The organism is Rhodanobacter sp. FDAARGOS 1247, from assembly GCF_016889805.1.
Classification (GTDB): domain Bacteria; phylum Pseudomonadota; class Gammaproteobacteria; order Xanthomonadales; family Rhodanobacteraceae; genus Rhodanobacter.
This window is the reverse complement of sequence record NZ_CP069535.1, coordinates 2,921,438-2,945,705: the sequence shown is the minus strand read 5'-3', so window position 1 is coordinate 2,945,705 and position 24,268 is coordinate 2,921,438. Positions and strand designations below refer to the sequence as shown.

Below are 24,268 nucleotides of genomic sequence, written 5' to 3'. Positions count from 1 at the left end.
CGGCGCCTCGTCCCCTCGACATCAAAGCTGCCGCCATGACCTCCATCAAGCAAGAAGACCTGATCCAGTCCGTCGCCGACGCGTTGCAGTACATCAGCTACTACCACCCGGTCGACTACATCAAGAGCCTCGCCGCCGCCTACGAGCGCGAGGAATCGCCCGCCGCGAAGGATGCGATGGCGCAGATCCTGATCAACTCGCGGATGGCCGCCGAAGGTCATCGCCCGCTATGCCAGGACACCGGCATCGTCACCGTGTTCCTGAAAGTCGGCATGAACGTGCGTTGGGACGATGCCAGCATGTCGCTGGAGGACATGGCCAACGAAGGCGTGCGCCGTGCGTACATGGACCCGGACAACAAGCTGCGCGCCAGCGTGCTGGCCGACCCCGCCGGCAAGCGCATCAACACGAAGGACAACACGCCGTCGGTGGTGAACATGTCGATCGTGCCGGGCGATATGGTCGAGGTGATCGTGGCGGCCAAGGGCGGCGGCTCGGAAGCGAAGTCGAAGTTCGCGATGCTCAACCCGTCCGACTCGATCGTCGACTGGGTGCTGAAAACCGTGCCCACGATGGGCGCCGGCTGGTGCCCGCCGGGCATGCTGGGCATCGGCATCGGCGGCACCGCCGAGAAGGCGATGCTGATGGCGAAGGAGTCGCTGATGGAGTCGATCGACATCCAGGAACTGATCGCGCGGGGTCCGGCCAACCGTTGCGAGGAACTGCGCATCGAGCTGTACGAGAAGGTCAACGCGCTGGGCATCGGTGCGCAGGGCCTGGGCGGCCTCACCACCGTGCTCGACGTCAAGGTGAAGGATTTTCCGACCCACGCGGCGAACCTGCCGGTGGCGATGATCCCGAACTGCGCCGCGACCCGCCACGCGCACTTCGTGCTGGACGGCAGTGGCCCGGTGATGCTCGATCCGCCGTCGCTGGAAGACTGGCCCAAGCTCACCTACGACACCTCGAAGGGCCGCCGGGTGAACCTCGACACCGTCACCCGCGAGGAAGTGGCCAGCTGGAAACCGGGCGAGACCCTGCTGCTCAACGGCAAGCTGCTGACTGGCCGCGATGCCGCGCACAAGCGCATGGTCGAGATGTTGAACAAGGGCGAACCGCTGCCGGTCGATTTCAAGGGCCGCTTCATCTACTACGTGGGCCCGGTCGATCCCGTGCGCGAAGAAGTCGTCGGCCCCGCCGGCCCCACGACCGCCACGCGGATGGACAAGTTCACCGAACAGGTGCTGGCGCAGACGGGTTTGCTCGGCATGGTCGGCAAGGCCGAGCGCGGCCCGGCCGCGATCGAGGCGATCAAGAAGCACCAGTCGGTGTATCTGATGGCCGTCGGCGGCGCCGCCTACCTGGTGTCCAAGGCGATCAAGGCTTCGCGCGTGGTCGGCTTCGCCGATCTGGGCATGGAGGCAATCTACGAATTCACCGTCGAGGGCATGCCGGTGACCGTGGCCGTCGACTCCGGCGGCACCTCGGTGCACCAGACCGGCCCGCGCGAGTGGCAGGCAAGGATCGGAAAGATCCCCGTCTTTGTTCAATAGATAAGTGCGCGAAGCGCACACCATCGCCTCCTCCCCTTCCAGGGGAGGATTGAGGTGGGGTAGCTCAGGATCATCGAAAAGCTCAAAAGCACCCCGCCCCAACCCTCCCCTGCAAGCAGGGGAGGGAGCAAATGCCCACGCTCCCGGCAATAGCCCCCAAAAAGCCCCAGCCCCGCCTCGCAAAAGCTCTCCGAACCACCCATTCTTCACCCGGCCACCGCCATCCGGCCCACCTTCCTCGCACACGCCAACCCCGACAAGCCACCATCATTCAGACGTCCAAACGTCCAAATGACCTCATCGAAAAACCATTTGCAATTCCGATGCGGCAGCGCAACACTGGCTGGATGTCCCACCGCCCATAGCGAATACCCGTGACCTCGCCAACTTCCGCGCCTCTGCCTGCCCACGCCCCCTGGATCGTGATGAAGTTCGGCGGCACCAGCGTGGCGAGCTTGCCGCGCTGGCAGAACATCCTCGAGCTGGTGGCCAGCCGGCGCGCCGAGGGCGCCCGGGTACTGGTGGTGGTTTCCGCGCTGTCCGGCATCACCGATGCGCTGAAGCAGTTGTGCCGGCACGCCGATCGCGCCGAGCGCAACGAGGCGGCGAAGACCATCGTGCAGCGTCATTACGAACTGCTCGAACACATGCAGCTGGCCCTGCCGGCGACACTCAACGAGCGCCTGGGTGACCTGGTCCGGCTGGCCGATGACAGCGGCAGCTTGGGCGAACTGGCTTGGCAGGCCCAGGTGCAGGCGCACGGCGAGCTGATGTCCAGTGCATTGGGTGCCGCCTTCCTCAGTCACAGCGGCGTGTCCACCCAATGGCTGGATGCGCGCGAATGCCTGTCGGCCGTGGCGCTGCCGAACCAGAACGAGCGCACCCGGCTGCTGTCGGCCATGGTCGAGGCGAAACCCGATCCCGCGCTGAACGCGCGGCTGGCCGCGCTGGGCGAGGTGTTCATCACCCAGGGGTTCATCGCCCGCGAAAGCCAGGGCCGCACGGTGCTGCTCGGTCGCGGCGGCTCGGATACTTCGGCCGCCTATTTCGGCGCGTTGCTGAAGGCGCAGCGAGTGGAGATCTGGACCGACGTGGCCGGCATGTTCACCGCCAACCCGCGCCAGGTGCCCGGGGCCCGCCTGCTGCAGCGGCTGGATTACGAGGAGGCCCAGGAAATCGCCTCGACCGGCGCCAAGGTGCTGCATCCGCGCTGCCTGTCGCCACTGCGCGAGCCGCGCGTGCCGCTGCTGATCAAGGACACCAACCGGCCCGAGCTCGAGGGCACGGTGATCGGTCCCGAGGTGCGCGCGCACGCGCCCAGCGTCAAGGCGATCAGCGCGCGCAAGGGCATCACCCTGGTGTCGATGGAATCGGTCGGGATGTGGCAACAGGTCGGTTTCCTTGCCGACGTGTTCGCCCACTTCAAGCAGCACGGTCTGTCGGTGGACCTGATCGGTTCGGCCGAGACCAATGTCACCGTGTCGCTGGACCCCACCGAGAACCTGCTCGATTCCGACGCGATCGCGGCGCTGGCCTCGGATCTGGCCAAGGTGTGCCGGGTCAAGGTGATTGCGCCGTGCGCCGCGATCACCCTGGTCGGTCGCGGCATGCGCTCGCTGCTGCATACCCTGTCCGGCGTGCTGGCCGAGTTCGGCCAGTTGCGCGTGCACATGATTTCGCAGTCGTCGAACAACCTGAACCTCACCTTCGTGGTGGACGAGGAGGTGGTGGATCTGTTGCTGCCGCACCTGCACGACCTGTTGATCGGCGCCGGTGCCTTGCGCACCGACGACAGCGCCTTGTTCGGTCCCAGCTGGCAGGCGCTGTACGGCAGCGGCGAAACGCCGGACGTGGCCGCCGCGTGGTGGCACGAGGCCGAACGCGATCGCCTGCTGCAGATCGCCGCCGAAGCCACGCCCCGTTACGTCTACCACCTGCCCACCGTGCGCCACCAGGCGCGCGAGCTGAAGTCGCTGGCCGCGGTCGATCGCCTGCACTATGCGGTGAAGGCGAACACCCATCCGGCGATTCTCGCTGCGCTGGCCGGGGAAGGTTTCGGTTTCGAGTGCGTGTCGCCCGGCGAGCTGAAGTTCGTGCTGGCACACGTGCCCGAATCCGCGCCGCTGCTGTTCACGCCGAACTTCGCGCCGCGCGACGACTACGCCTGGGCGCTGACCACGCGCGCCACGGTGTCGCTCGACGCGCTGTATCCGCTGGAGCACTGGGGCGAACTGTTCCGCGGCCGCGAGATCGTGCTGCGGGTGGATCTGGGTCGCGGCCTGGGCCATCACGAAAAGGTGCGCACCGGTGGCAGCGGCAGCAAGTTCGGCCTGCCGGTCGATCAGCTGGACGACTTCCTGCATCTGGCCGACGCGCATGGCGTCACGGTGCGCGGCCTGCATGCACACCTGGGCTCGGGCATCCTCGACGACACGCACTGGGGCGAGGTCTACGCCCAGCTGGCCAGCCTGGCCGAACGCATCGGCAGCGTCAGCTTCATCGACATCGGCGGCGGCCTTGGCGTGCCGTCGCATCCGGGCGAGGCGCGGCTGGACATCCCCGCACTCGATCGCGTGCTGCGCGAGGTCAAGGCCGCGTATCCGCATTACCAGCTGTGGATGGAGCCGGGCCGTTACCTGGTGGCCGACGCCGGCGTGCTGCTGGCGAAGGTCACCCAGCAGAAGGGCAAGGGCGCGTTGCGTTACCTCGGCCTCGACACCGGCATGAACAGCCTGATCCGTCCTGCGCTGTACGACGCCTGGCACGAGATCGTCAACCTGACCCGCCTGCACGAACCGGCCACCGCGCTGTACCAGATCGTTGGCCCGATCTGCGAAAGCGGCGACGTGCTGGGCAGCGACCGTCGCCTGCCCGAAGCGGCCGAAGGCGACGTGATGCTGATCGCCCAGGCCGGCGCCTACGGCAAGGTGATGTCCAGCCCGTACAACATGCGCGACGAGGCCAGCGAGGTAGTCATTGATGCCTGAATTCCCTCTCCCCAAGGGAGAGGGCAGGGGTGAGGGGCCACGCCGGGACAGTGTCGCAACGGAGGAGGCTTTCAAGGATGAAACGCCAAAATGTCGAGCGGGCGCGTGGATTGCGTCGAAACCAGACCGATGCCGAACGCAAGCTCTGGTATTACCTGCGCAACCGGCGACTTTCGGGTCACAAATTCCGCCGCCAACAAGAAATCGATCAGTACATCGTTGACTTCGTGTGCGTCGACGCCATGCTGGTCATCGAGCTGGATGGCGGCCAGCACGCCGAGCGGCAGGAATACGACGGACGCCGCACCCGATATCTGCAAGCGAAGGGATACCGCGTGCTGCGTTTCTGGAACAATGAAGCATTGACGAAGATAGAAAGCGTGCTTGAGGTGATTTTGGAGGCTGTCGCAAGTCCGCCCCCTCACCCCAGCCCTCTCCCCGCAGGGGAGAGGGAGCAGCTCGCGCCGGAGAGTGAAGAGTGACGACAACCATGCAGCCCCGCCTGACCCAGGTGTTCCGGTTCACCCGTGCCAGCTACGCCGATGGCGTGGCCGAGATTGGCTATGCGTTCGATGATGGTCAGGAACTGGTCGAGACGATCCGCTTTCCGCAGGCGCCGGCGATACCGGCGGAGCGGCGCGCGGCGTTCGATGCGGCGCTGAAGCTGCTGCACCTGGTGGCCGGGGTCAGCTATTACAAGGCCGGCGTGCCGCCGAAGATCGAGCTGGCCGATGGTTCGTTGGACGACGCCACCGCCGACCTGCTCGACGCGCTGTACCTGCACGGCCTGGCCGAGTTCGCCTATCGCAACGGGCTGGACCTGCGCGGGCGCATAAGTTTTCCGCGAAGCGCAACATCTCCCTCTCCCCTGGGGGGAGAGGGTCGGGGTGAGGGGTCGGGTCTACCCAAGGCTCCATCACTCAACCTGCCCCGGCGCACCCTGGTGCCGATCGGCGGCGGCAAGGATTCGCTGGTCGCGGTGGAGGCGATCAAGTCCATCGGGGGCGAGGCGACCGCCGTGTGGGTCGGCAATTCGGCATTGATCGCGGCCTGCGCCGAGCGCACCGGCCTGCCCACCCTGAACATCCAGCGCGAACTGGCACCGGGGCTGTTCGAGATGAACCGGCTGGGCGCGTGGAACGGACATATCCCGGTGACCGCGGTGAACTCGGCGATCCTTGCCGTCGCCGCGATCCTGTACGGCTACGACTCCATCGCCTTCGCCAACGAGCGTTCCGCCTCGGCCGCCACGCTGGAATACGACGGTCAGCAGGTGAACCACCAGTGGAGCAAGGGCTACGCCTTCGAGCAGCTGCTGGGCAGCTGGCTGCACACGCACGTGGCCAGCGATCTCGATTACTGCTCGCTGCTGCGGCCGTATTCGGAGCTGGCGATCACCCGCGCGTTCGCGAAACTGACGCCGTACTTCGATGCGTTCTCCAGCTGCAATCGCAACTTCAGGTTGCTCGGCCCCAAGCCCGTCGACCGCTGGTGCGGGCAGTGCCCGAAGTGCCACTTCGTGTTCCTGGCGCTGGCGCCGTTCCTGCCCAAGCCGCGGCTGCTTTCCATCTTCGGCCGCAACCTGCTGGACGATGAAAACCAGGCCGCCGGGTTCGACGCGCTGCTGGAATACCAGGACCACAAGCCGTTCGAATGCGTGGGCGAGGGCGCCGAGGCGCGCGCCGCGATGTTCGCGCTGAGCCAGCGGCCGGAGTGGCAGGAAGATGCGCTGGTGACGCGCTTCCGCAGCGAGATCCTGCCGCAGCTGGATGGCTCGCAGCTGGCGCTGGAGCCGTGGCTGGAACCGTCGCCGGAGCACCGCGTGCCGGCACGCCTGCGGCCGGCGCTGAAGACGATCGGCTGATGCGTTTCGCCGATCTGCAAGGCCAGCGCGTGGCGGTATGGGGTTTCGGCCGCGAAGGCCGTGCCGCAATCCACGCCCTGCGCCTGCGTTGTCCGCAGCTGTCGCTGGTGCTGTTTTGCAGCGCCGGCGAAGTCGATGCGGCGCACGCTTTCGATGGCGCGCTCGAGGTGGTTGCCGGCGAACCGGACGCCGCGGCACTGGCGCAGTTCGACGTGTTGGTGAAGTCGCCTGGCGTGTCGGCGTACAAGCCCGCGCTGCTCGCGGCGCAGGCGCAGGGCACGGCGGTCACCTCGGGCACGGCGCTGTGGTTCGGCGAGAATCCCGACGCCCGCGTCATCGCCGTCACCGGCACCAAGGGCAAGAGCACCACCAGCGCGATGATCGCGCACCTGGCGCGGAGCTTGAGCGTGCGCACCGCGCTGGCCGGCAATATCGGCCTGCCGCTGCTGGAACTGCTCGACCAGCATGCGGAGTTGTGGGTGATCGAGTTGTCCAGCTTCCAGACCGGCGAAGCCGGGTCCGTGGAGCTGGGCGTGGTCACCAGCCTGTACGAAGAACACTTGGACTGGCACGGCTCGCGCGAGCGCTACGTGGCGGACAAATTGCGGCTGGCGGACGTGTCGCGCCAGCTGTTGGTGAACGCCTTGCAGCCAAACCTGCTGGCGCTCACCGGCACGCATCCGCAGCGCCTGCTGTTCGGCCGGGCCGACGGCTGGCATGTTGCAGGCGAGGTCATCTGCCGCGGTACGCAGCAGGTTTTCCCGGTGGCGCAGCTGGCCGCGCCCGGCCTGCACAACGCCTTGAACGCCTGCGCCGCGCTGGCCGCGCTGGAGGCGATCGGCCTGGACGCGCTGGCCGCCGCGCCGTCATTGGCAAGTTTCCGTCCGCTGCCGCATCGCCTGCAGCCGCTGGGCGAACACGATGGCTGGCACTGGGTCAACGACTCGATCAGCACCACGCCGCTGGCCACGCTGGCCGCGCTGGAAAGCCTGCACGACCGCACGGTGACCGTGCTGGTCGGTGGGCACGACCGCGGGCTTGACTGGACGCCGTTCGTCGAGGCGATGCGCAGCGCGCCGGCGCACGCGATCGTCTGCATGGGCAGCAACGGCGCGCGCATCGCCGAAGCCTTGCGCGCGGCAGGCGTCGCCTGCTCGCTGACCCTGGTCGACAACCTGGCCGCGGCGGTCGCCGAGGCCCGGGCCTGCACTCCCGCCGCGGGCGTGATCCTGCTTTCGCCGGGTGCGCCCAGCTTCGATCAGTTCAAGGATTATGCGGAGCGTGGGCGGCGGTTCAGCGCGTTGGCCGGTTTCGATTCGGCCGGGATCGCCAGCATCGACGGGCTGGGTATCGAGGGAATGCAGGGCGGCTGAATCCCTGCGCGGATTGTGTCGCGACGCGTCCCGGGAAAGTCATGAAACTTGCCGCCGCCGGGCCGATAGCTCACGCAGGATAGGCACGCTGCGCTCCCGCTGAGTTCCCGTCCCGTAGATGCCGCCTGGCCATGCGCCAGCAAGGAAGAGTCGCCATGAAAGCTTTCATCGCCGCGCTTGGGTTGCTGGCGCTTTGCGCCAGCGTGCAGGCGAAGACACCGGTGTGGCAGCCTGCTGCCGGACACGCGCAGGTTCCGATCTGGCCGGGCGCGGCGCCGGACCTGCAGCCGGTGCCCGGGCCGGAAACGGCGAAGGTCAGCGAGAAGCTGCTGGCGGGCAAGCCGGCGACGGCGGTCACCAATGTCACGCAGCCCACCATGACGGTGTACGCGCCCACGGGGAAGAACACGGGCGCGGCGGTGATCGTGATTCCCGGCGGCGGCTTCCAGATCCTTGCCATCGACCTGGAAGGCACCGAGACCTGCGACTGGCTGACTTCGCGAGGCATCACCTGCGTGCTGCTGAAGTATCGCGTGCCGAGCCTGCCTTACGACTGGAAGTGCGACTGCCGTCCGCACAATTTCGCCTTGTCGGTGTCCTCGTTGCAGGACGTGCAGCGGACGATGCGGCTGGTGCGTTCGCAAGCCGCCGCACTGCACGTCGATCCGCACAGGATCGGCGTGCTGGGCTACTCGGCTGGCGGTTTCCTGGTGGCGGAGATCAGCACGAACTTCGATCGCCACCTGTATGCGCCGGTGGATGCGGCCGACCGGGAAAGCGCGCGACCGGATTTCGCCATGCCGATCTATCCCGGGCACCTGACCCGGGGTGACGGCAAGTTGAATCCGAACATTCCGGTTTCAGCCACGACGCCGCCGACGTTCCTGCTGCAGGCGGAAGACGATTACGTGGATGGGGTGGATCAGGCGCTGGTCTACTACACCGCGCTGGCGCAGGCGAAGGTGCCGGCGGAAATGCACCTGTATGCGCATGGTGGCCATGCCTTCGGCTTGCGTCCCACCGCGAATCCGATCACCGGCTGGTCGAAGCTGGCCGAAGCGTGGCTACACACGATCGGCATGGTGCAGGACTGAGCATGGTGGACGCAGATGCCCGGCCCGAGTGTGGTGCAGGCGGATTCAGCGCGCGTAGCGTGCCGGCGCCTCGTTGAGGCTTGAACCGGCGTCGAGCCTGATGTGCTGGCGCAACCATGCGGCGAACTCGGCTTCAGGCAGGCTGCCTTCGGCGAGGGCGAGATACTGCGGATACAGCTCAAGGTCATCGGCAGCGAGGACGCCTCCGTTGAGCATGATGAAGGTTTCGCAAGCCACGGCCGCCGTGCGCTTGTTGCCGTCGACGAAGGGGTGGTTGCGTGCCAGGCCGAAGGCGAGGCTGGCGGCCAGGTCGGCAAGATCGGGCGGTGGATCGCCGTAGGCGTGCGCTTGTTGCGGGCGGGCCAGCGCCGAGTCCAGCAGGTGGTCGTCGCGCACGCCGATGCCGCCGCCATGTTCGGCCAACTGGCGTTCGTGGATCGCGATGGCGAGCGGTCGTTCGATCCAGATGATCATGTTCATCCGCCTATTGCGCCAGCTTGTGCAGCAAGGTGCGCCGCTTGCGCATCACTTCCTCGGCCACTTCCATCTGCCTGGCCAGGTTCGGATCGTAGGTGGTGAGGCGGATGCCGTCGGGGGTTTCCAGGGCGAACAGCTCGTCGCCTTTTTCCAGGCGCAGACGGGCCAGCAGTTCACGCGGCAGGATGACGCCGGCGGAGTTGCCGATGGTGGTGATCTTGAGCTTCATGGCGGGTTCCACTGATTGTTATAACGCATGTTATACCGCCTGCAGCGGCCTCATGCAATGCGGGGCCGAAGGCCGGTTATGCTCCGCTTTCCCTGGCCGCCAGGCCGTTCGCAGACAGGAGCCGGCATGACAGCGAAAGCCGCGGCAGATGACGCTTCCGCCAAGATCACCGCGCGGATCGAGGCGCTGGATGACTGGCGCGGCGAGATGCTCGCGCAGGTGCGCCAGCTGATCCGCGAGGCCGATCCGGAGATCACCGAAGAGTGGAAGTGGGCCAAGCCCACCTCGGGCGGAACGCCGGTGTGGTCGCACGCGGGCATCGTCTGTACCGGCGAGTCGTACAAGGACAAGGTGAAGCTCACCTTCGCCCGCGGCGCATCGGTCAGCGATCCGAAAAAGCTCTTCAATGCCAGCCTCGAAGGCGGCACCCGGCGGGCCATCGACCTGCACGAGAACGCCAGCATTCCGGCCACCGCCTTCAGGCAGCTGATACGTGCCGCGGTGGCGCTCAACGTGGCCGCGCAGGCGGAGCGTGCGGCAAAGCGGAAGCAGGGTTCGCGCCGAGGCGGGTGATGCCTGGCAGGCTCGCTCCGGCGAGGTTTGCGGTCAGGCCCCCGGCGAGGCGTCGCGCACGCAATTGCGGCCTGCGCGCTTGGCGTCGTATTGCGCCTCATCGGCCTTGCGCAGCAGGATTTCCACGTCGGCTTCCGATTCCAGGCGCCGACAGGCCACGCCGACGCTGATGGTGATCTGGCGCGTGGTCCTGGCTGCGTCGTGCGCCGCGTGCCGCGCCACCTCGGTACGGATTTTCTCGGCCAGCTCGTGCGCCGCCGGCAATTCCGCGTCGGGCAACAGACAGGCGAACTCCTCGCCGCCGTAGCGAGCCAGCACGGCATCCGCCGGCAGGCATCGGCCGATGGTTTCGGCCACGCTGCGCAGCGCCTGGTCGCCGACCAGATGCCCGAAGCTGTCGTTGAAGTGCTTGAAGTGGTCCACGTCGATGAAGATCATCGACGCCACCGCGCCGCGCCGCTGGTCATGGATGGCCTGCAGGGATTCCATCAGCCAGCGACGGTTGAACACGCCGGTCAGCGCATCGCGGCGGGACAGCTCCAGCAGTTGCCGGTTGGCGTCGTTCAAGGCCGTGGTGCGGGCATCGATGCGGCGCTCCAGCGCATGCTGCCGTCGGCGCAGCGCCAGCGTGCGCCAGGCCCACAAGGCGCAGATCGCGATGATGCCCGCGCCAGCGAACAACAGCCGTGCCCACAAGTGCTGCCACCAGTACGGCTCGACGGTGAGCGGCAACAGCAAAGGCTGGCTGAGGTTGCCGGCATGATCCCGGGCCTCGACATGCAGGACATAGTCGCCGGCCGGCAGTGCGCCGATCTCGCGGAAGTTGTCGGCCGTCCACGCCCCCGGCGCCTTGCTGAAGCCCTCGATCCAGGTGCGGAAGCGTGATTCGTCCTCGTGCTGCCAGGTCAGCAGGGCGAAATCCACGCGCAGCTCGTGGTGACCTGGTGGAATCGTGTAGCGGTCGCCGCTCATGGCCTGGTCGTCCAGCTTCACCTGGATCAGTTTGAGCGGCTTGGCGTCGTGGTCCGGCTTCTGCTCGTCCGGGTCGTGCACCATCAGCCCGCCCAGCGTGCCGGTCCAGAAGCGCCCATGCGTGTCGATGAACTGCGCGTTGGGATTGCATTCGTTGTTGACCATGCCATCGCGGACGGTGAACACCTGCGAACGGTAGCGACCCGCCTCCGGGCTGAGCACCTGCACGCCCGAATCGGTGCAGACATAGATGCGGCCGCCGGCATCGGCCAGCGCGCCATCGGTGGTCAGGTCGGGCGATGGCGGCAGGTCGGCGGGCAGGGTGCGCGGCTTCAGTGGATCGCTGATGTCGACACGGATCACCCCGTGACGGGTGCTGCCCAGCCACAGGATCGGGCGCCCGCGGGCATCGGGAATCAGCTGCACGCCGAGCAGGTCGGTGCCGGGCAGGCCGATGTCGCGGCCCAGCAGCGTCCATTGCTTTCCGTCGAATCGGGCCAGCCCCTGGTTGCTGGTGGCCCACAACCAGGCGTGGCCGTAGGCGGTGGTCTGCGCCAGCAGCTTCACCACCGACCAGGTACCAACGACACCGTCCGGACGGAAAGACGTCCAGACGCCGCCGCGCAGCCGATGCACGCCGGAGGCGTCGGTGGCGAACCATTGTTCGACCGCGCCGTCGATGCGGCGGCTGAGCATGTCGTTCAGGCGTTGCCCGGGCTGGCGTGGCCAGGGCGTCGCCACCGGTTCGAAGGTGGCGTCGTCGCGCACGCGCAGCAGGCGACCCGCGCCCGTGCCCAGCCAGACGGAAGCATGGCCTTGCGTGTCGTCGGCCCGCGCGATCATGTTCACGTCGGCATCGGCAAGTTGCCCGCCGGCCTTGTTGAAGTAGCGCCAGTGACCCCGCTCGTACAGGCCCAGGCCATCACCGTCCGAGCCGGCCCACAGGCGTTCGTTGCCTTGCGGGTCGTGGTCCACCAGCACGGCCAGTACGCCGGTCTGGTGGGCGCCCAGCAGCGAAACGGTCTTCCATTTGCCCTCGTCCACGGTGGCGCGCGCCACGCCGTCCTCGGTGGCGGCCCACAGCACGTCGGTGCCGTTGGGACTGCGCCAGGTGCTGACGCCACGCAGGGCATTCGACGGCAGTCCGTGGCGGCGGTCGAACACCTGCACCTTGTCGTGATAGATGCGGATCAGGCCATTGCGCGAGGACGCCCACAGCGCGTGTTCGCCGTGGGCGACAGGCGTCTCGACCATGTTGTAGAGCACGTCGGTCGGCAGCTCGCCGGAATCCATGCTCCAGTGGCGCACGCCATGTTCGTCCAGTCGCCACAGGCCCGAGTTGTAGACGGAGACCCACAATGCGTCCTGTCCCTCGTGGCGGGTGGCCAGCAGGTAGGCCAGGCCGTTGCCGGCCCGGAAATCGGCCGCGCTGAAGCGTTGCCAGGGTCCTTCGTCCTCGCGATACCACAGGCCGCTGCTGCCCGAGCCGGCCCATAGCCGAGGGCGTCCGAAAAGGTCGCGGGTCTGCGCCAGCACCAGGAAGCCGGCGTGGGGCAGTTGGGCATTGCCCGGATCGGCCCGCCAGCGATCGTGATCGCGATAGAACAGGCCGTCACTCGGGCTCACCGCCCATAGCCGCTTGCCGCCCTGGTGATCCGTCTCGACCAGCCGCCGCACGTGGCTGGTGGTCAGGCCGTCGGCGGCGCCCTCGACGTGCCAGTGCCTGCCGTCGTACCGGGCCAGGCCGAACGCGCTGCCGCAGGCCCACAGCGTGCCCGCGTCGTCGACGAACAACTGACTGATGTAACCGTGCAGGGCGGGGTCGTCCAGTGGATGCCAGCGCTTGCCGTCATACCAGGCCAGGCCATGCGGGGTGCCGACCCAGACCATGCCTTGCCGATCGGTCGCGAGGGTCACCGCGACGGGATCGGGCAGGCCGTCGCGCGTGGTGAAGGTCGTGAACGACGGTGCGCCGAGATCGAACAGATCGAGTGGCTGGGTGGGCGGGGCCGTCGGGGCCGTCGCGGCCAGCGGCGCCGCCGACGCGAACGCCACCGCCGCCGCCATGGCCAGGCGTACAAGCCACCCCGATCGAATCCCCATCAATTTCTTTCCAGACCTGCCCACGACAAGAAAGCCGCCCCGCGGCGGCTCTTTCGCACAATAACATTGATGGTTTGCCGGGCAGGGCCGATGCCCTGCACGCATGTGGTCCGGCGCGAAAGCAGACACATGCCTGACCGCGCGCAACGCCGATGTTCCGTTCCGGAAAGCGGGCTGCACCTGCGTGCAGCCCGCGCGAGGGGCAGGCCGGAAGCGCCGCTTACCAGATCTTGACCCGATCCTTCGGCGCCAGGTACAGCTTCTCGCCCGGCTTCACCTCGAAGGCGGGGTACCACGGGTCGAGGTTGCGCACGGTTTCGGCACGGAAGTCGCCGGGCGCGTGCACGTCGGTGGCCAGGCGCTGGCGCTGGGCCGCGTCGCGGATCTTGCCGCGCCAGGCCTGGCCGAAGGCGAGGAAGAAGCGCTGGTCGCCGGTGAGGCCGTCGATCACCGGTGCCGGCTTGCCACCGAGTGACTTCTGGTAGGCGAGGTAGGCAATGGTCAGGCCGGAAACGTCGGCGATGTTTTCCCCCAGGGTCTGCTCGCCATCGACGTGCAGGCCGGGCAGCGGCTCGTACTGGTTGAACTGCTCGACCAGCTGCTGGCCGGCCGCCTTGAAGTGGGCCAGGTCTTCCGGCGTCCACCAGTTGGCCAGCTTGCCCTGGGCGTCGAATTCGGCGCCGAGGTTGTCGAAGCTGTGGCTGATCTCGTGGCCGATGATCGAGCCGATGGCGCCGTAATTTGCGGCAGCATCGGCCTTCGGGTCGAAGAACGGCGGCTGCAGGATCGCGGCGGGGAAGTTCAGCGCGTTCTGCAGCGGCAGGTTCACCGCGTTGACCGTCTGCGGGGTCATCCACCATTCGGCCTTGTCGACACTCTGGCCGAGCTTGGCGCGCTGGTGTTCGTACTCGAAGCGCTCGGCGCGCAGACGATTGCCCAGCGCATCATCGGCGCGGATCTCGAGCGTGCCGTAGTCCCGCCAGGTTTCCGGGTAGCCCACGCCCACGCGCAAGGTGGCGAGTTTCGCCTGGGCTTTCGCCCGCGTGGCGGGTGTCATCCAGCTCAGCGTGTCGATGCGGTCATGGAACGCGGCGATCAGGTTCTTCACCAGCTGTTCGATTTCCGCCTTCGACGAGGCCGGGAAGTAGTGCTTCACGTACAACTGGCCCACGGCATCGCCCAGCTCGTTGCTGGTGGCGCCGACGGCGCGCTTCCAGCGCGGCTGCTGCACCGGCGTGCCCTGCAGGGTACGCACGAAGAAGTCGAAGCTGAGGTCGGCATACGCCTTGGGCAACAGCCCGGCCGCGTGGTTGATGGTGTGGAAGCTCAGCAGGTCCTTCCACGCCTGCAGCGGCTCGCTGGCGGTGAGCGCGGACAGGCCGGTGATCGCGCCGGGCTGCCAGGCGTCGATCTGCGACTGGTTCTCGAGGCCGGCGGCCTTGAAGTAGGCGTTCCAGTCCAGCCCCGGTGCCTTGCTGGCGAAGTCGGCCGTGCGCCACAGGTTGTTGGCCTTGTGCACGTTCTCGCTGTCGAGCAGGCTGGCCTGTGCCTTGGCGATCTTCGTTTCCAGCGCGACGATGGCTTTTGCCCGGGCCTGCGCATCGGTGAAGCCGGCCTGCTGCAGCAGGGCGCCGACATAGCTCAGGTACTTGCCGCGGGCGGCGACCATGTGCGGATCATCGGACAGGTAATAGTCGCGGCTGGGCAGGGCGGTGCCGCCCTGCAGCAGGTAGGCGACGTTGTGCGACGGATCCTCCAGCCCCTGGGTGACGAACAGGCCGAACAGATTCTGCGTGTGGTAGTGGGTGGCGTTGAGCGGGTCGACGTCGGCGCGCAGGCGGCTGCCCAGCACGCGGGCCAGGTCCGCACGCGAGGCGATCGCGTCGACCTCGGCCAGCTCGGGCTTGATCGCGGACAAGCCGTGCTTCTCGATCGTCGCGGTGTCCATCCAGGCGGCGTAGTAGTCGGCGATCCTGCGCGCATCGCTGCCGGCGGCGGGGTGGCTGGCGCCCGCGTTGCGGATCAGTTCGGCGGTGTCCTTCTCGGATTGCTCGAACACCTTGAGGAAGCTGCCGGTGCTGGAGCGGTCGGCGGGAATCTTCGCGGTTTTCAGCCAGTCGCCATTGGCGTAACGGAAGAAGTCGTCACCCGGCTTCACGCCGTGGTCGATACCCTTCAGGTCGATCCCGATCGGGCGGGTGGCCGGCGCGGCTGCCCACGCCGGTGCGCTGCACAGGATCGCGGCACCGAGTATCCATCGCATGTGTTGCATGATCACGCCTCCACCGGGGAAAGTCCCACGATAGTGCGCCAGTGCTGCGTTGTGTGCATGACCTGTGGGCTATGGCCCGGCGGGCCGGCGCGGTGCCACGCCGGCCCGCTGGCGGATGGCGTCAGCGCAGGGTGTAGCCGGCCACGCGCCAGACCTTGTCGCTGTCCAGGTGGAACGAGATCAGTTCGCGCACCGGCCGCGGCGCCTTGGCGAAGTGGGTGGCGTAGCTGACGTTGACGTACACGCCGGCCGGCACCTTGCCGCCCTTCGAGGCGGTGCGGGTGATCGCCTGCAGCCTGCGTTCGCCCGCTGCGCCGAGCTTGCTGCGATCGGAACTCACGCCGCTCACGAAATCGCTCTTGCTGGTGGACTGTTTCGCCACGCTGGAGGACTGGTCCCAGATCTCGCCAAGCTGGTTCTGGTCGACCATCTGCGCGATGCGCAGCGCGGCCTGTGCCATCTGCACGTTCTGCTTCTCCAGCAGGGCCTTCTGCTGTGGCGTCAGCGTGCTGGCCGCCTGGGCTTTGGCCGGGGTTGCCGGCGCCGGCGACTGTGCGAACGCGCCGGCCGCGGCGCCGAGCAGCAAGGCGGTCAGCAGGGTCTTCTTGAGCATGCGATGGGTCTCCATGAGGCGGCAGGTCGGTGCCGCACAGCTTGCACTGTCCGGACGCGCGCGTCGACGCCCCGTCGGCCGGAAATCGGGGAGGGCGGGGCGTCTCCCTCAATGCGCTTCCACGACAGCACCCTGGGCGGCATGCGGCGGGGTGCGGCAGAACGGCACCAGCAGCAGCGCGGCGACGAACATCCACGCCATCAGCCGGAACACGTCGTCGAAGGCGAGCGTCAATGCCGTGCGCGACACCAGTCGGCCCAGCTCGCCCTGCGCCATCAGCAGGGCGTGGGAGGAATCGGTGGTGAGCTGGTCGATCCGCCCGGCCAGTTGCGCGACCACCTCGCCGGCATGGCGGCCGCTTTCGCCCAGGTTCTCGCCGAAGCGCGCGACGTGGATGCGGCTCTGGTCCTGCAGCCAGGTGTTGACCACCGCGATGCCGATCGCGCCGCCGAGGTTGCGCATCAGGTTGAACAGGCCCGAGGCGTAGCGCAGCTCGGCCGCGGCAAAACCATTCAAGGCCATGTTCACGCTGGGCACGATGCACAGCATGATCGCGAAGCCGCGCAGCACCTGCGGCCAGAACAGCGCGGCGAAGCCCCATTCGGGCGTCATCGCGGAAAACAGCCACAGGCTGGCGGCGAACAGCAGCAGGCCGGCGCTGATCGTCCAGCGCGCGTCGATGCGCTGCGACAGCCGCGCCGCCACCACCGTGCTGAGGATCTGCGCCAGGCCAGTGACGAATACCGTGGTGCCGATCTGCAGGCTGTTGTAACCGCGCACGCGGCCCAGGAACACCGGCACCAGATAGGTCGCCGCGTACAGCCCGAAACCGATCACCAGGCTGAGCACGCAGGCCAGCACGAAGGTGGACTGGCGGAACGGCGACAGCCGCACGATCGGCCCGGACGAACGCAGCGAGCGCTCGAGGAACAGCGCGAACCCCACCAGCGAAAGCCATGCCGCGGTGGCGATCGCCGGGTCGCCCAGCCACTCGTGGCGCGGGCCTTCTTCCAGCACGTATTCGAGCCCGCCGAGGAACACCGCCATCGCAACCAGGTGCACGTAGTCGATCTGCTTCAGCATCGCCAGGTTCGGCCGGTCCACCCTCACCAGCAGCATCGACAGCACGGCGACGGCCACGCCCGGCACGATGTTGACGTAGAAGATCGAGCGCCAGCCGACCACCTCGGTAAGCCAGCCGCCCACGGTCGGCCCCAGCGTCGGCGCCAGCACCGAGACCATGCCGAGGATCGCCGGGATCAGCGCGCGCTGCTTCCCGGTGAACAGCGCAAAACCGGTGGCGAACACGGTCGGCACCATCGCGCCGCCGACGAAGCCCTGGATCACCCGGAACACGGTCATCGACTGGATGTCCCAGGCCATTCCGCACAGCGCGCTGGCGAGCGTGAACAGCGCGGCCGACAGCGCGAACAGCCAGCGCGTCGACAACGCCTGCGCCAGGAAAGCGGAGAACGGGATCATCACCAGTTCCGCCATCAGGTAGCCGGTCTGCACCCAGCTGATCTCGTCCGGTCCGGCCGAGAGTCCGGCCTGGATCTCGTTGAGCGAGGCGGCCACGATCTGGATGTCGATCAGCGCCATGAACATGCCGAACGCCATCACGCCGAAGATCAGGAATTTGCGCGGCAGCGGCAGGTCGGCGGGGGCGATCGGGATGGCTTGGGAGGTGGTGGCGAGGGCGTTCACGGGCAGCTCTTGCATCGGTGGGAAATCGTAGTATGATGATCATCATATTAAAAAGCGAGGCCGTCATGCGCTACGACACCGAACACAAGCAGAAGACCCGCGAGCTGGTGCTGCAGGCCGCGGCGCGCGCGATCCGCAGCGATGGCCCGGATCGCGTCGGCGTGGCCGGCGTGATGGCCGAGGCCGGGCTGACCCACGGCGGCTTCTACGCCCATTTCAAGTCCAAGGACGAGCTGGTCGCCGCGGCGATCGGACAGATGTTCGAGCAGGCGCGCGCGCGGCTGGAACACGAAACCGCCGATCGCGACCCGGCCGAAGGGCTGGCGGCCTACGTCGACTTCTACCTGTCGAAGAAGCATCGCGACGCGCGCGGCTTCGGCTGCCCGATGGCTGCGCTGGCCTCGGACGTGCCGCGGCTGTCCGGGCCGGCGCGCGAGCAGTTCGCGCTCGGCGTGCAGCACTCCACCGCGGGACTGGCCGGCCAGCTGGCGCTGCTGGGTCATGCCGAACCCGAAGCCGGGGCGCGTTCGATGATCGCCGAGCTGATCGGCGCGCTGTCGCTGGCGCGGATCGAGCAGGATGCGAAACGCTCCGACGCGATCCTCGCCGCCTCGCGTGCGCAGCTCAAGCAGCGCTTCGGCATGAAGGCATCGCAGCGATGAGCGCCGACGGTATTTCGGGCACGCCCGCGACCACCGCAGCGGCGCGCCCCCGCACACCATGGTCGCGCAAGCCGCTGCTGGTGGGGGCCGTGGCCCTGGTGGTCGCGCTCGCCGGCGCCTGGTGGATCGCCGCGCCCAAGCGCAGCGTCTCCACCGACAACGCCTACCTGCAGGCCGACAGCTCGGTGGTCGCGCCCAAGGTGCGCGGGCTGGTTGCCGCGGTGCTGGTGCAGCACGACCAGCGCGTGCATCGCGGCGATCCGCTGCTGCGCATCGACGCGGAGGAGTTCGACGCCCGCGTGGCATCGGCCACGGCGAACCTGCAGAGCGCGCGGGCTTCGGTCGCTGCGGCGAAGGCCGCACTGATCGCGCTCGACGCGCAGGAACGCCTCGCGGGCTCGAACATGCGTGCGGCGCAGACTTCCATCCGCTCGTCCGATGCGCAGCAGAAGCAGGCCGAGGCCGACCGTCGACGCTACGATGCGCTGATCGCCAGCGGTGCGGTGTCGCGCAGCGCGGCCGAACAGTTCCGCACGGCGGCGATCACCGCCCAGGCCAATGCGGAACACAGCCGCGCCCAGTTTGCCGTCAGCCGCGATGCGGCGTCGGTGACCCACGCGAGCCGGCTCGCCCTGCAGGCCGGGCTTGCCCAGGCGGAGGCCGGCGTCGCCACCGCGAAGGCCGCGCTCGACCTGGCCCGGCAGGATCAGGCCAACACCTTGATCCGCGCACCGATCGACGGCGTGGTCGGCGACCGCCAGGTGGAACCAGGCGATTACGTGCAGCCGGGCTCGCGCCTGCTCACCGTGGTACCGCTGGACGCGCTGTACGTGATCGCGAACTTCAAGGAAACCCAGACCGCCCGCATGGTGGTCGGCCAGGACGCCAGCGTGGAGGTCGACGCGCTGCCCGGTCAGACCCTGCACGGCCACGTCGAGAGTTTCGCGCCGGGCTCCGGTTCGCAGTTCTCGTTGCTGCCGTTCGAGCCGGGCACCGGCAACTTCACCAAGATCGTGCAGCGGGTGCCGGTACGCATCCGCTTCGATCCGGGCCAGGCCGCGCTGGCGCGGCTGCGGCCGGGCCTGTCCAGCACCGTCAGCGTGAAGCTGGGCGGATCGCCCTCCATGCAGGCGGCGCGCTGAACAGGCGCAACACCGTCATCACCCGCAAGAAACGGATAGGCCGCGCGGGTCGCGGCCAGCAAAGTCCCACTCCCACTTCTCCGAGGTTCCGACTCATGAAAATCCAGAACAGTGTCGCTTTCGTCACGGGCGCCAATCGCGGGCTCGGGCTCGCCTACGCGCAGGCCTTGCTGGCCGCCGGCGCGCGCAAGGTCTACGCCGGCGCGCGCGATCCCTCGACCGTGCCATCGCTGGACGGCCTGGTGCCGGTGCGACTCGACGTCAACAACGCCGCCGACATCGCCGCGGCCGCCGCGCAGTGTGGCGACGTCGACCTGGTGATCAACAACGCCGGCGTCATCGGCGGCGACAGCCTGCTCGGCGACAACGGCGTGGATGCGCTGCGCGCCGTGATGGAAACCAACCTCTACGGCGTGTTTGCGGTGAGCCGCGCGTTCGCGCCGGTGCTGGGCCGCAACGGCGGTGGCGCGCTGGTCAACATGCTGTCCGCCCTGAGCTGGGCCAGCCTGCCGGGCACCGGCGACTACTCCGTCTCCAAGGCCGCCGCGTGGGCGCTCACCAACGGCTTGCGCAACGAGTTGCGCGGGCAGGGCACCCAGGTCGTCGCGGTCCATGCGGGCTACATCGACACCGACATGGTGAAGACCGTCGAGGCGCCGAAGTCGAAGCCCGCCGACATCGCGCAGGCGGTGCTGGCCGGCGTCGAGGCCGGCGCCTCGGAAGTGCTGGCGGATGACACCGCGCGCTACGTCAAGGCCGGCCTCGGCGCGACTCCGTCGCTGTATCTCGGTGGCGCCGGCTGATCATCTCTCGATCCGGTAGTTGAGGCTGGCGCGGCTGAATTCGGTGGCCTGCTGGGCCTCGAAGTTCCAGCGCCGGCTGAGCCGGTAGCGCAGGGTGATCACTTCGCCGGGTTCGAACAGCCCCACGCCGTAGCTGAGGTACAGCCGCGGCGACAGGTACTTGCCCACGGTGAACGCGGAGCTGCCGCCCAGTGCCTCGTTGCTGGACACGCCGATGTCGTCGACGCCCAGTTTCGAGCCGATGCTCTTGGCCAGCAGGTCGCCGGCGGCCGAGCCCAGCGCCTGGGCGGCGGCGCCGACCATGTCGCCTTCGCCGCCCTTGACCTGCGACAGCGGCTTGCCGGTGACCAGGTAGGACAGCGCGTCGGACTGCTCCATCACCGGGTTGGAGAACACGGTGAGGATCGGCCGCTGCGCGGTGCCGGAGACCAGCAGGCCCACTTCCTGGCCTTCGTCGATGGTGGCGTTCGGGTTGAGCTTGCGCACGGCGCGGATGTTCAGGCCGGGGTTGTCGATCGGCGTGCTGGCGAACAGCAGCTGGCCGTGCTGGATCTGCAGGTTCTGGCCGTAGGCCTTGTAGGTGCCGTTGACGGTGAGCTGGCCTTGCCCGCTGGTGGCGCGGCCGGGGCGCTCGACCACGGTCAGCGTGCCGCTGACGCGCCCGTTCAGACCCATGCCGACGACATGCGTCTTGCGGCCGAGATCGACCTTGACCAGGGCGCTCACCGGCAGCTTGCTGGCCGCCTGCTGTTGTTGTTTTTCATCGACCACCACCACGTCGGGCGAGGCCTGGGTGGCGCCGGCGCCGGGCAGTTTTTCCGCATTGACGTCGGCGCTGTCGATGCTGAGCGCGCCGCCGATGTCGATGCCTTTCGCGTCCTGCTTTACCGTCAGGTCGGGCGAGATCACCACCTTGGCGGCGGGGATGTCGGCGGCGGTGAACTGGTTGCCCTTGAGCGTCAGCCGGGTTTGCGCGCCGGCGCCGAGACCGGCGTTGCCGTCGATGGCCAGCGTGCCGGCGCCCGACTTCACCTGGCCGCGAATCAGGAACTGCTGCGCATCGGCGGTGCTGACCGTGAGCTGGCCCTCGCTCAGCTTGAGTCCGGCCGAAGGCACCTCGGCGGCGAAGCCGCGCACGGCAGCCTGGCCGGTGACCGCCGGTTGCTTGAGCGTGCCGGCGAAACGGAAGTTGCCATCGACGCCACCCTTGACGCTGGCCACCTCGCTGCTGAACAGCTCGATGAAGGCGAGGTTGTTCAGGCGCAAGGCGAGCTGGCCATCCAGCGCCTGCTGCGCGCCGGTGAGGGCGACCTGGCCGTCGATGCGGCCACCGTCGTCGAGCCCGCCATGCATCTCGATGCGCTGGCTGGCGGGCGAGAGGTCAGCCGTCAGGCGCAGCTGGTCGTAACGCAGCAAGGGCTCGTCGGCATGGTCGGTATAGCTGATGCTGCCCTGCGCGGAACTGATCGAGGCATTGCCGCTGAGCGCGCCGGCAGCGCTGCGGTGGATCTTGCCGCTGCCTTCGATGGTGCCGTCTGCGCGCATCGGCAGGTCGGCGTTGCCGCTGGCGTTCAGCAGCAGCGCCAGCGGCAATGCCTGCAGCCGATAGCTGGCGTCGAGGTTGCCGGGCTTGTCCTGCTTCGCGGCCACGCACAGTTGCGGGTCGCCGGCGCTGAGGCAGAGTTCCGACAGGCTCATCGCGCCATCGTTGTAACCGAGCTGCGAGGGTTGCAGCAGGCGCCAGCCAGGCATGCCCTGCGGCTCCAGGTTCAGCGTGGAGAGCGTGCCGTTCCAGGCCGATCCCTTCAATGCGCCATGCAGGGAGAGTTTTCCGGAGAGCTGGGTGCCGCGGGCGTCGACGTCGAGGCGATGATCGCCCTGGCTGCCTTCGGCGAGCAGGTTGAGCTGCTGGAACAGCAGGCCCTGCAGGTACACGTTGCCGGTCTGCAGGTCCAGCTTGCCGGCCGGATGGCTGATGTCGGGGATGCCGACGATCAACTGCAGCGTATCCGCCTTCTGCTGCTGCCAGGCCAGCGACTGCCCGTGCAGCTGGCCGTTGATGCTGAGCTTCGGCTGCCTGCCGCGGATATTGAAATGGCCGTCCAGACGTCCGCCGGCATCCGGCAGCCAGTCGCCCAGCGAGGCGATCGCCAGCTGCAGTTCGGCATCGTTGCTGGCGCCGGGCCGGGCCACCAGCTTGACCGTGCTGCCGCCGGAGGCGAGGTCGAGCTGGCCGTCGATTACTTCATCGGGCGACAGGTGCAGCTTGCCGTGGCCGCCAATTGCCCGCTCGCGCAGCTTGCCGGCCAGTTGGCGAATTTCCAGGGTGGCGTCCGGGCCGTCTTTGGGCCGGCTGCCGCTGCTGGCGATGTCGAAATCCAGCGCACCGTTCCAGCCGGCGAAAAGCTGGCCGGGATCGAGCTTGTCGGCCGTGGCCTCGACCTGCCACGCCAATGTCGGCTCCAGGGTCAGCGTGCCGTTCGCCTGCAGGCCGCCTTGCGCCTGCTTCAGCGCCAGCGTGTGCAGGGTGACCCGTTGCGGCGTGCCGTCGAGATCCAGCGCCAGCTGCGCCGGCTTGCCGGGCGGGCCGATCGCGACGTCGCCTTCTGCGTGGTACTGGTCGGCGCTGCCGCTGGCCTTGAGCTCGCCGTGGCTGGCCAGCGCCTGGCCGACCAGTTCCGCCGGCAGCTGCAGGTCGTTCCAGCGGATGTCGAGTTGCGCGCTGAGCGGCTTGGCGGCGAGCTGCACGGTGCCGCTGGCTTCCACGCTGCCCTCGACCTGCGGCGAGCCGAGTTTGAGTTGCTGCAGGCTCAGCGTATGGAAGTCGTGGCTGAACTGCGCACGCAGTGGCTGCAGCAGCAACTGGTAGTCGTTGAGGTCGAATCGGCCGTCAAGCGTGCCGCTGTAACGATCGCCATGTCCTTGCACGGCGATCGCCAAGGCCTTCAGCGAGCTGTCGCCGAGCAGCGGCTTCGGATCGAAGCGTGGCGCATCGAGCTTGCCGGTCCAGGCGTAGTCGCCGCGCTGGGCCAGCTCCAGCTGCAGTCGCATCGCGGCCGGTGCGGTGAGTGCGAGGTCAAGCCGTGCCTGCTTGCCGTCGCTGTGCGCGTCGAGGCTGCCCGCATAATCGATGTCGCCGACCTTCCATGCGAAGGCGGCCTTGCCGCTGCCCTGATAGGTAGTGCCGACAGCCAGCTTGCCGTCGAGGCTGGCGTGGCCGTCGGGCGCCTGCAGCACCAGTTGGCGCAGTTCGATGCCGCGATCGGTCCAGCTGCCGGCCAGGTCCAGTTGGTTGGAGGCGAACAGCGGCTGGCTGTCCTGCGTCACCTTGACCGTGCCGACGTGCACGCGGTCGAGGATCAGCTCGACCGGTGGTCGCAACGTGAAGCCGCCGGAGCTGGCTTTGTCGTCTTCAGCGGGTTTTGGCAAGGCGACCTCGACACCGTCGACGTCCAGGGCGATCACGTGCACCCGTTTGGCCAGCAGCGGCCAGAAGTGCAGATCCAGGTGTGCTTTCGCCACGTTTGCCACGGCGCTCTTGCCGTCGTCGTAGTGCACGCCGGCCAGGTCCAGCGGACCGATCAATCGGCCGTGCGCCTGCCGTACCTGCAGCGCGCCATCGGTGGCGGACTGAGCCCGCGCCAGTGCGAAGCGCAGGCCGGCACCGGTGCCGAGCAGCCACCACAGCGCCGCCGCCACGACCAGCAGCAGCGCGGCGAATGCGATGGCGATGCGCTTGAGCCACTTCATGGGTGGGGAGGCAGGGAATGGAGAATCGGGAATGGGGAATGGGGGAAAGCAATACACATTGGGTGTTCTGTCCCCGCCTTGTTGGTCGCCATGT

At 68.0% G+C, this 24,268-nt stretch carries 17 protein-coding genes; 10 read left to right on the top strand and 7 right to left on the bottom strand.

What is annotated here, in order from left to right:
- The first annotated feature begins 35 nt into the window (after window positions 1-35).
- The 6 genes from I6J77_RS13440 (at window position 36) to I6J77_RS13415 (ending at window position 8,871) form a co-directional block, all read left to right on the top strand.
- The gene (locus I6J77_RS13440) at window positions 36-1,553 is read left to right on the top strand and encodes a fumarate hydratase (protein WP_204109379.1); all 1,518 of its coding nucleotides are present in this window, start codon (window positions 36-38) and stop codon (window positions 1,551-1,553) included.
- A gap of 425 nt (window positions 1,554-1,978) precedes the next feature.
- On the top strand, window positions 1,979-4,540 hold the full coding sequence (locus I6J77_RS13435) for a bifunctional aspartate kinase/diaminopimelate decarboxylase (RefSeq protein WP_204109378.1): 2,562 nt from the start codon (window positions 1,979-1,981) through the stop codon (window positions 4,538-4,540).
- A gap of 77 nt (window positions 4,541-4,617) precedes the next feature.
- Window positions 4,618-5,022, top strand: a complete 405-nt coding sequence (locus I6J77_RS13430) for an endonuclease domain-containing protein (RefSeq protein ID WP_204109377.1) — start codon at window positions 4,618-4,620, stop codon at window positions 5,020-5,022.
- 8 nt (window positions 5,023-5,030) lie between these two features.
- The gene (murL, locus tag I6J77_RS13425; RefSeq protein WP_239308986.1) at window positions 5,031-6,404 is read left to right on the top strand and encodes a UDP-N-acetyl-alpha-D-muramoyl-L-alanyl-L-glutamate epimerase; all 1,374 of its coding nucleotides are present in this window, start codon (window positions 5,031-5,033) and stop codon (window positions 6,402-6,404) included.
- Window positions 6,404-7,777 (top strand): UDP-N-acetylmuramoyl-L-alanine--D-glutamate ligase, encoded by a 1,374-nt coding sequence (gene murD, locus I6J77_RS13420; protein ID WP_204109375.1) that lies wholly within the window; start codon window positions 6,404-6,406, stop codon window positions 7,775-7,777. The genes murL and murD overlap by 1 nt, the downstream gene beginning before the upstream one ends.
- A gap of 155 nt (window positions 7,778-7,932) precedes the next feature.
- Window positions 7,933-8,871 (top strand): alpha/beta hydrolase, encoded by a 939-nt coding sequence (locus I6J77_RS13415; protein ID WP_239308984.1) that lies wholly within the window; start codon window positions 7,933-7,935, stop codon window positions 8,869-8,871.
- 45 nt (window positions 8,872-8,916) lie between these two features.
- Here I6J77_RS13415 and I6J77_RS13410 read toward each other — a convergent pair whose 3' ends face one another.
- Window positions 8,917-9,345 (bottom strand): type II toxin-antitoxin system death-on-curing family toxin, encoded by a 429-nt coding sequence (locus I6J77_RS13410; protein ID WP_204111490.1) that lies wholly within the window; start codon window positions 9,343-9,345, stop codon window positions 8,917-8,919.
- Window positions 9,346-9,355: 10 nt separating this feature from the next.
- A complete protein-coding gene (locus I6J77_RS13405; protein ID WP_056716134.1) occupies window positions 9,356-9,577 on the bottom strand; it encodes an AbrB/MazE/SpoVT family DNA-binding domain-containing protein in 222 nt (73 codons plus the stop codon).
- A 126-nt stretch (window positions 9,578-9,703) separates the two neighbouring features.
- Here I6J77_RS13405 and I6J77_RS13400 point away from each other — a divergent pair, with 126 nt between their 5' ends.
- Window positions 9,704-10,150 (top strand): DUF1801 domain-containing protein, encoded by a 447-nt coding sequence (locus tag I6J77_RS13400; RefSeq protein WP_204109374.1) that lies wholly within the window; start codon window positions 9,704-9,706, stop codon window positions 10,148-10,150.
- Between the two features lie 33 nt (window positions 10,151-10,183).
- Here I6J77_RS13400 and I6J77_RS13395 read toward each other — a convergent pair whose 3' ends face one another.
- From I6J77_RS13395 to I6J77_RS13380, 4 genes are all read right to left on the bottom strand, one after another.
- Window positions 10,184-13,225, bottom strand: a complete 3,042-nt coding sequence (locus tag I6J77_RS13395) for a ligand-binding sensor domain-containing diguanylate cyclase (protein WP_204109373.1) — start codon at window positions 13,223-13,225, stop codon at window positions 10,184-10,186.
- A gap of 220 nt (window positions 13,226-13,445) precedes the next feature.
- Complete coding sequence (locus I6J77_RS13390; RefSeq protein WP_204109372.1) at window positions 13,446-15,497, bottom strand: M13 family metallopeptidase; 2,052 nt, start codon at window positions 15,495-15,497, stop codon at window positions 13,446-13,448.
- A gap of 121 nt (window positions 15,498-15,618) precedes the next feature.
- Complete coding sequence (locus I6J77_RS13385; RefSeq protein WP_204109371.1) at window positions 15,619-16,110, bottom strand: DUF4019 domain-containing protein; 492 nt, start codon at window positions 16,108-16,110, stop codon at window positions 15,619-15,621.
- 108 nt (window positions 16,111-16,218) lie between these two features.
- On the bottom strand, window positions 16,219-17,832 hold the full coding sequence (locus I6J77_RS13380) for a DHA2 family efflux MFS transporter permease subunit (protein ID WP_239308982.1): 1,614 nt from the start codon (window positions 17,830-17,832) through the stop codon (window positions 16,219-16,221).
- Window positions 17,833-17,882: 50 nt separating this feature from the next.
- Between I6J77_RS13380 and I6J77_RS13375 the strand changes: the two genes are divergently transcribed.
- From I6J77_RS13375 to I6J77_RS13365, 3 genes are all read left to right on the top strand, one after another.
- The gene (locus tag I6J77_RS13375; protein ID WP_204109370.1) at window positions 17,883-18,479 is read left to right on the top strand and encodes a TetR/AcrR family transcriptional regulator; all 597 of its coding nucleotides are present in this window, start codon (window positions 17,883-17,885) and stop codon (window positions 18,477-18,479) included.
- Entirely contained in the window at window positions 18,476-19,621 is a 1,146-nt protein-coding gene (locus I6J77_RS13370) for an HlyD family secretion protein (RefSeq protein ID WP_204109369.1), read from the top strand. The genes I6J77_RS13375 and I6J77_RS13370 overlap by 4 nt, the downstream gene beginning before the upstream one ends.
- A 95-nt stretch (window positions 19,622-19,716) precedes the next feature.
- Complete coding sequence (locus tag I6J77_RS13365) at window positions 19,717-20,424, top strand: SDR family oxidoreductase (RefSeq protein ID WP_204109368.1); 708 nt, start codon at window positions 19,717-19,719, stop codon at window positions 20,422-20,424.
- Here the strand turns inward: I6J77_RS13365 and I6J77_RS13360 are convergent, their stop codons facing one another.
- Window positions 20,425-24,174 carry a translocation/assembly module TamB domain-containing protein gene (locus I6J77_RS13360; protein WP_204109367.1) on the bottom strand — a complete coding sequence of 1,250 codons (3,750 nt, stop codon included), beginning with the start codon at window positions 24,172-24,174 and terminating at the stop codon, window positions 20,425-20,427. It lies immediately after the preceding gene.
- Window positions 24,175-24,268 lie beyond the last annotated feature (94 nt).

Bases quoted from the DNA above. Each gene is read 5' to 3' on its own strand.
- I6J77_RS13385 (WP_204109371.1), bottom strand. From the start codon at position 16,110: ATGCTCAAGAAGACCCTGCTGACCGCCTTGCTGCTCGGCGCCGCGGCC.
- I6J77_RS13390 (WP_204109372.1), bottom strand. From the start codon at position 15,497: ATGCAACACATGCGATGGATACTCGGTGCCGCGATCCTGTGCAGCGCA.
- I6J77_RS13365 (WP_204109368.1), top strand. From the start codon at position 19,717: ATGAAAATCCAGAACAGTGTCGCTTTCGTCACGGGCGCCAATCGCGGG.
- I6J77_RS13405 (WP_056716134.1), bottom strand. From the start codon at position 9,577: ATGAAGCTCAAGATCACCACCATCGGCAACTCCGCCGGCGTCATCCTG.
- I6J77_RS13410 (WP_204111490.1), bottom strand. From the start codon at position 9,345: ATGATCATCTGGATCGAACGACCGCTCGCCATCGCGATCCACGAACGC.
- murD (WP_204109375.1), top strand. From the start codon at position 6,404: ATGCGTTTCGCCGATCTGCAAGGCCAGCGCGTGGCGGTATGGGGTTTC.
- I6J77_RS13395 (WP_204109373.1), bottom strand. From the start codon at position 13,225: ATGGGGATTCGATCGGGGTGGCTTGTACGCCTGGCCATGGCGGCGGCG.
- I6J77_RS13375 (WP_204109370.1), top strand. From the start codon at position 17,883: ATGCGCTACGACACCGAACACAAGCAGAAGACCCGCGAGCTGGTGCTG.
- I6J77_RS13440 (WP_204109379.1), top strand. From the start codon at position 36: ATGACCTCCATCAAGCAAGAAGACCTGATCCAGTCCGTCGCCGACGCG.
- I6J77_RS13370 (WP_204109369.1), top strand. From the start codon at position 18,476: ATGAGCGCCGACGGTATTTCGGGCACGCCCGCGACCACCGCAGCGGCG.
- I6J77_RS13360 (WP_204109367.1), bottom strand. From the start codon at position 24,174: ATGAAGTGGCTCAAGCGCATCGCCATCGCATTCGCCGCGCTGCTGCTG.
- I6J77_RS13415 (WP_239308984.1), top strand. From the start codon at position 7,933: ATGAAAGCTTTCATCGCCGCGCTTGGGTTGCTGGCGCTTTGCGCCAGC.
- murL (WP_239308986.1), top strand. From the start codon at position 5,031: ATGCAGCCCCGCCTGACCCAGGTGTTCCGGTTCACCCGTGCCAGCTAC.
- I6J77_RS13435 (WP_204109378.1), top strand. From the start codon at position 1,979: ATGAAGTTCGGCGGCACCAGCGTGGCGAGCTTGCCGCGCTGGCAGAAC.
- I6J77_RS13380 (WP_239308982.1), bottom strand. From the start codon at position 17,832: ATGCAAGAGCTGCCCGTGAACGCCCTCGCCACCACCTCCCAAGCCATC.
- I6J77_RS13400 (WP_204109374.1), top strand. From the start codon at position 9,704: ATGACAGCGAAAGCCGCGGCAGATGACGCTTCCGCCAAGATCACCGCG.
- I6J77_RS13430 (WP_204109377.1), top strand. From the start codon at position 4,618: ATGAAACGCCAAAATGTCGAGCGGGCGCGTGGATTGCGTCGAAACCAG.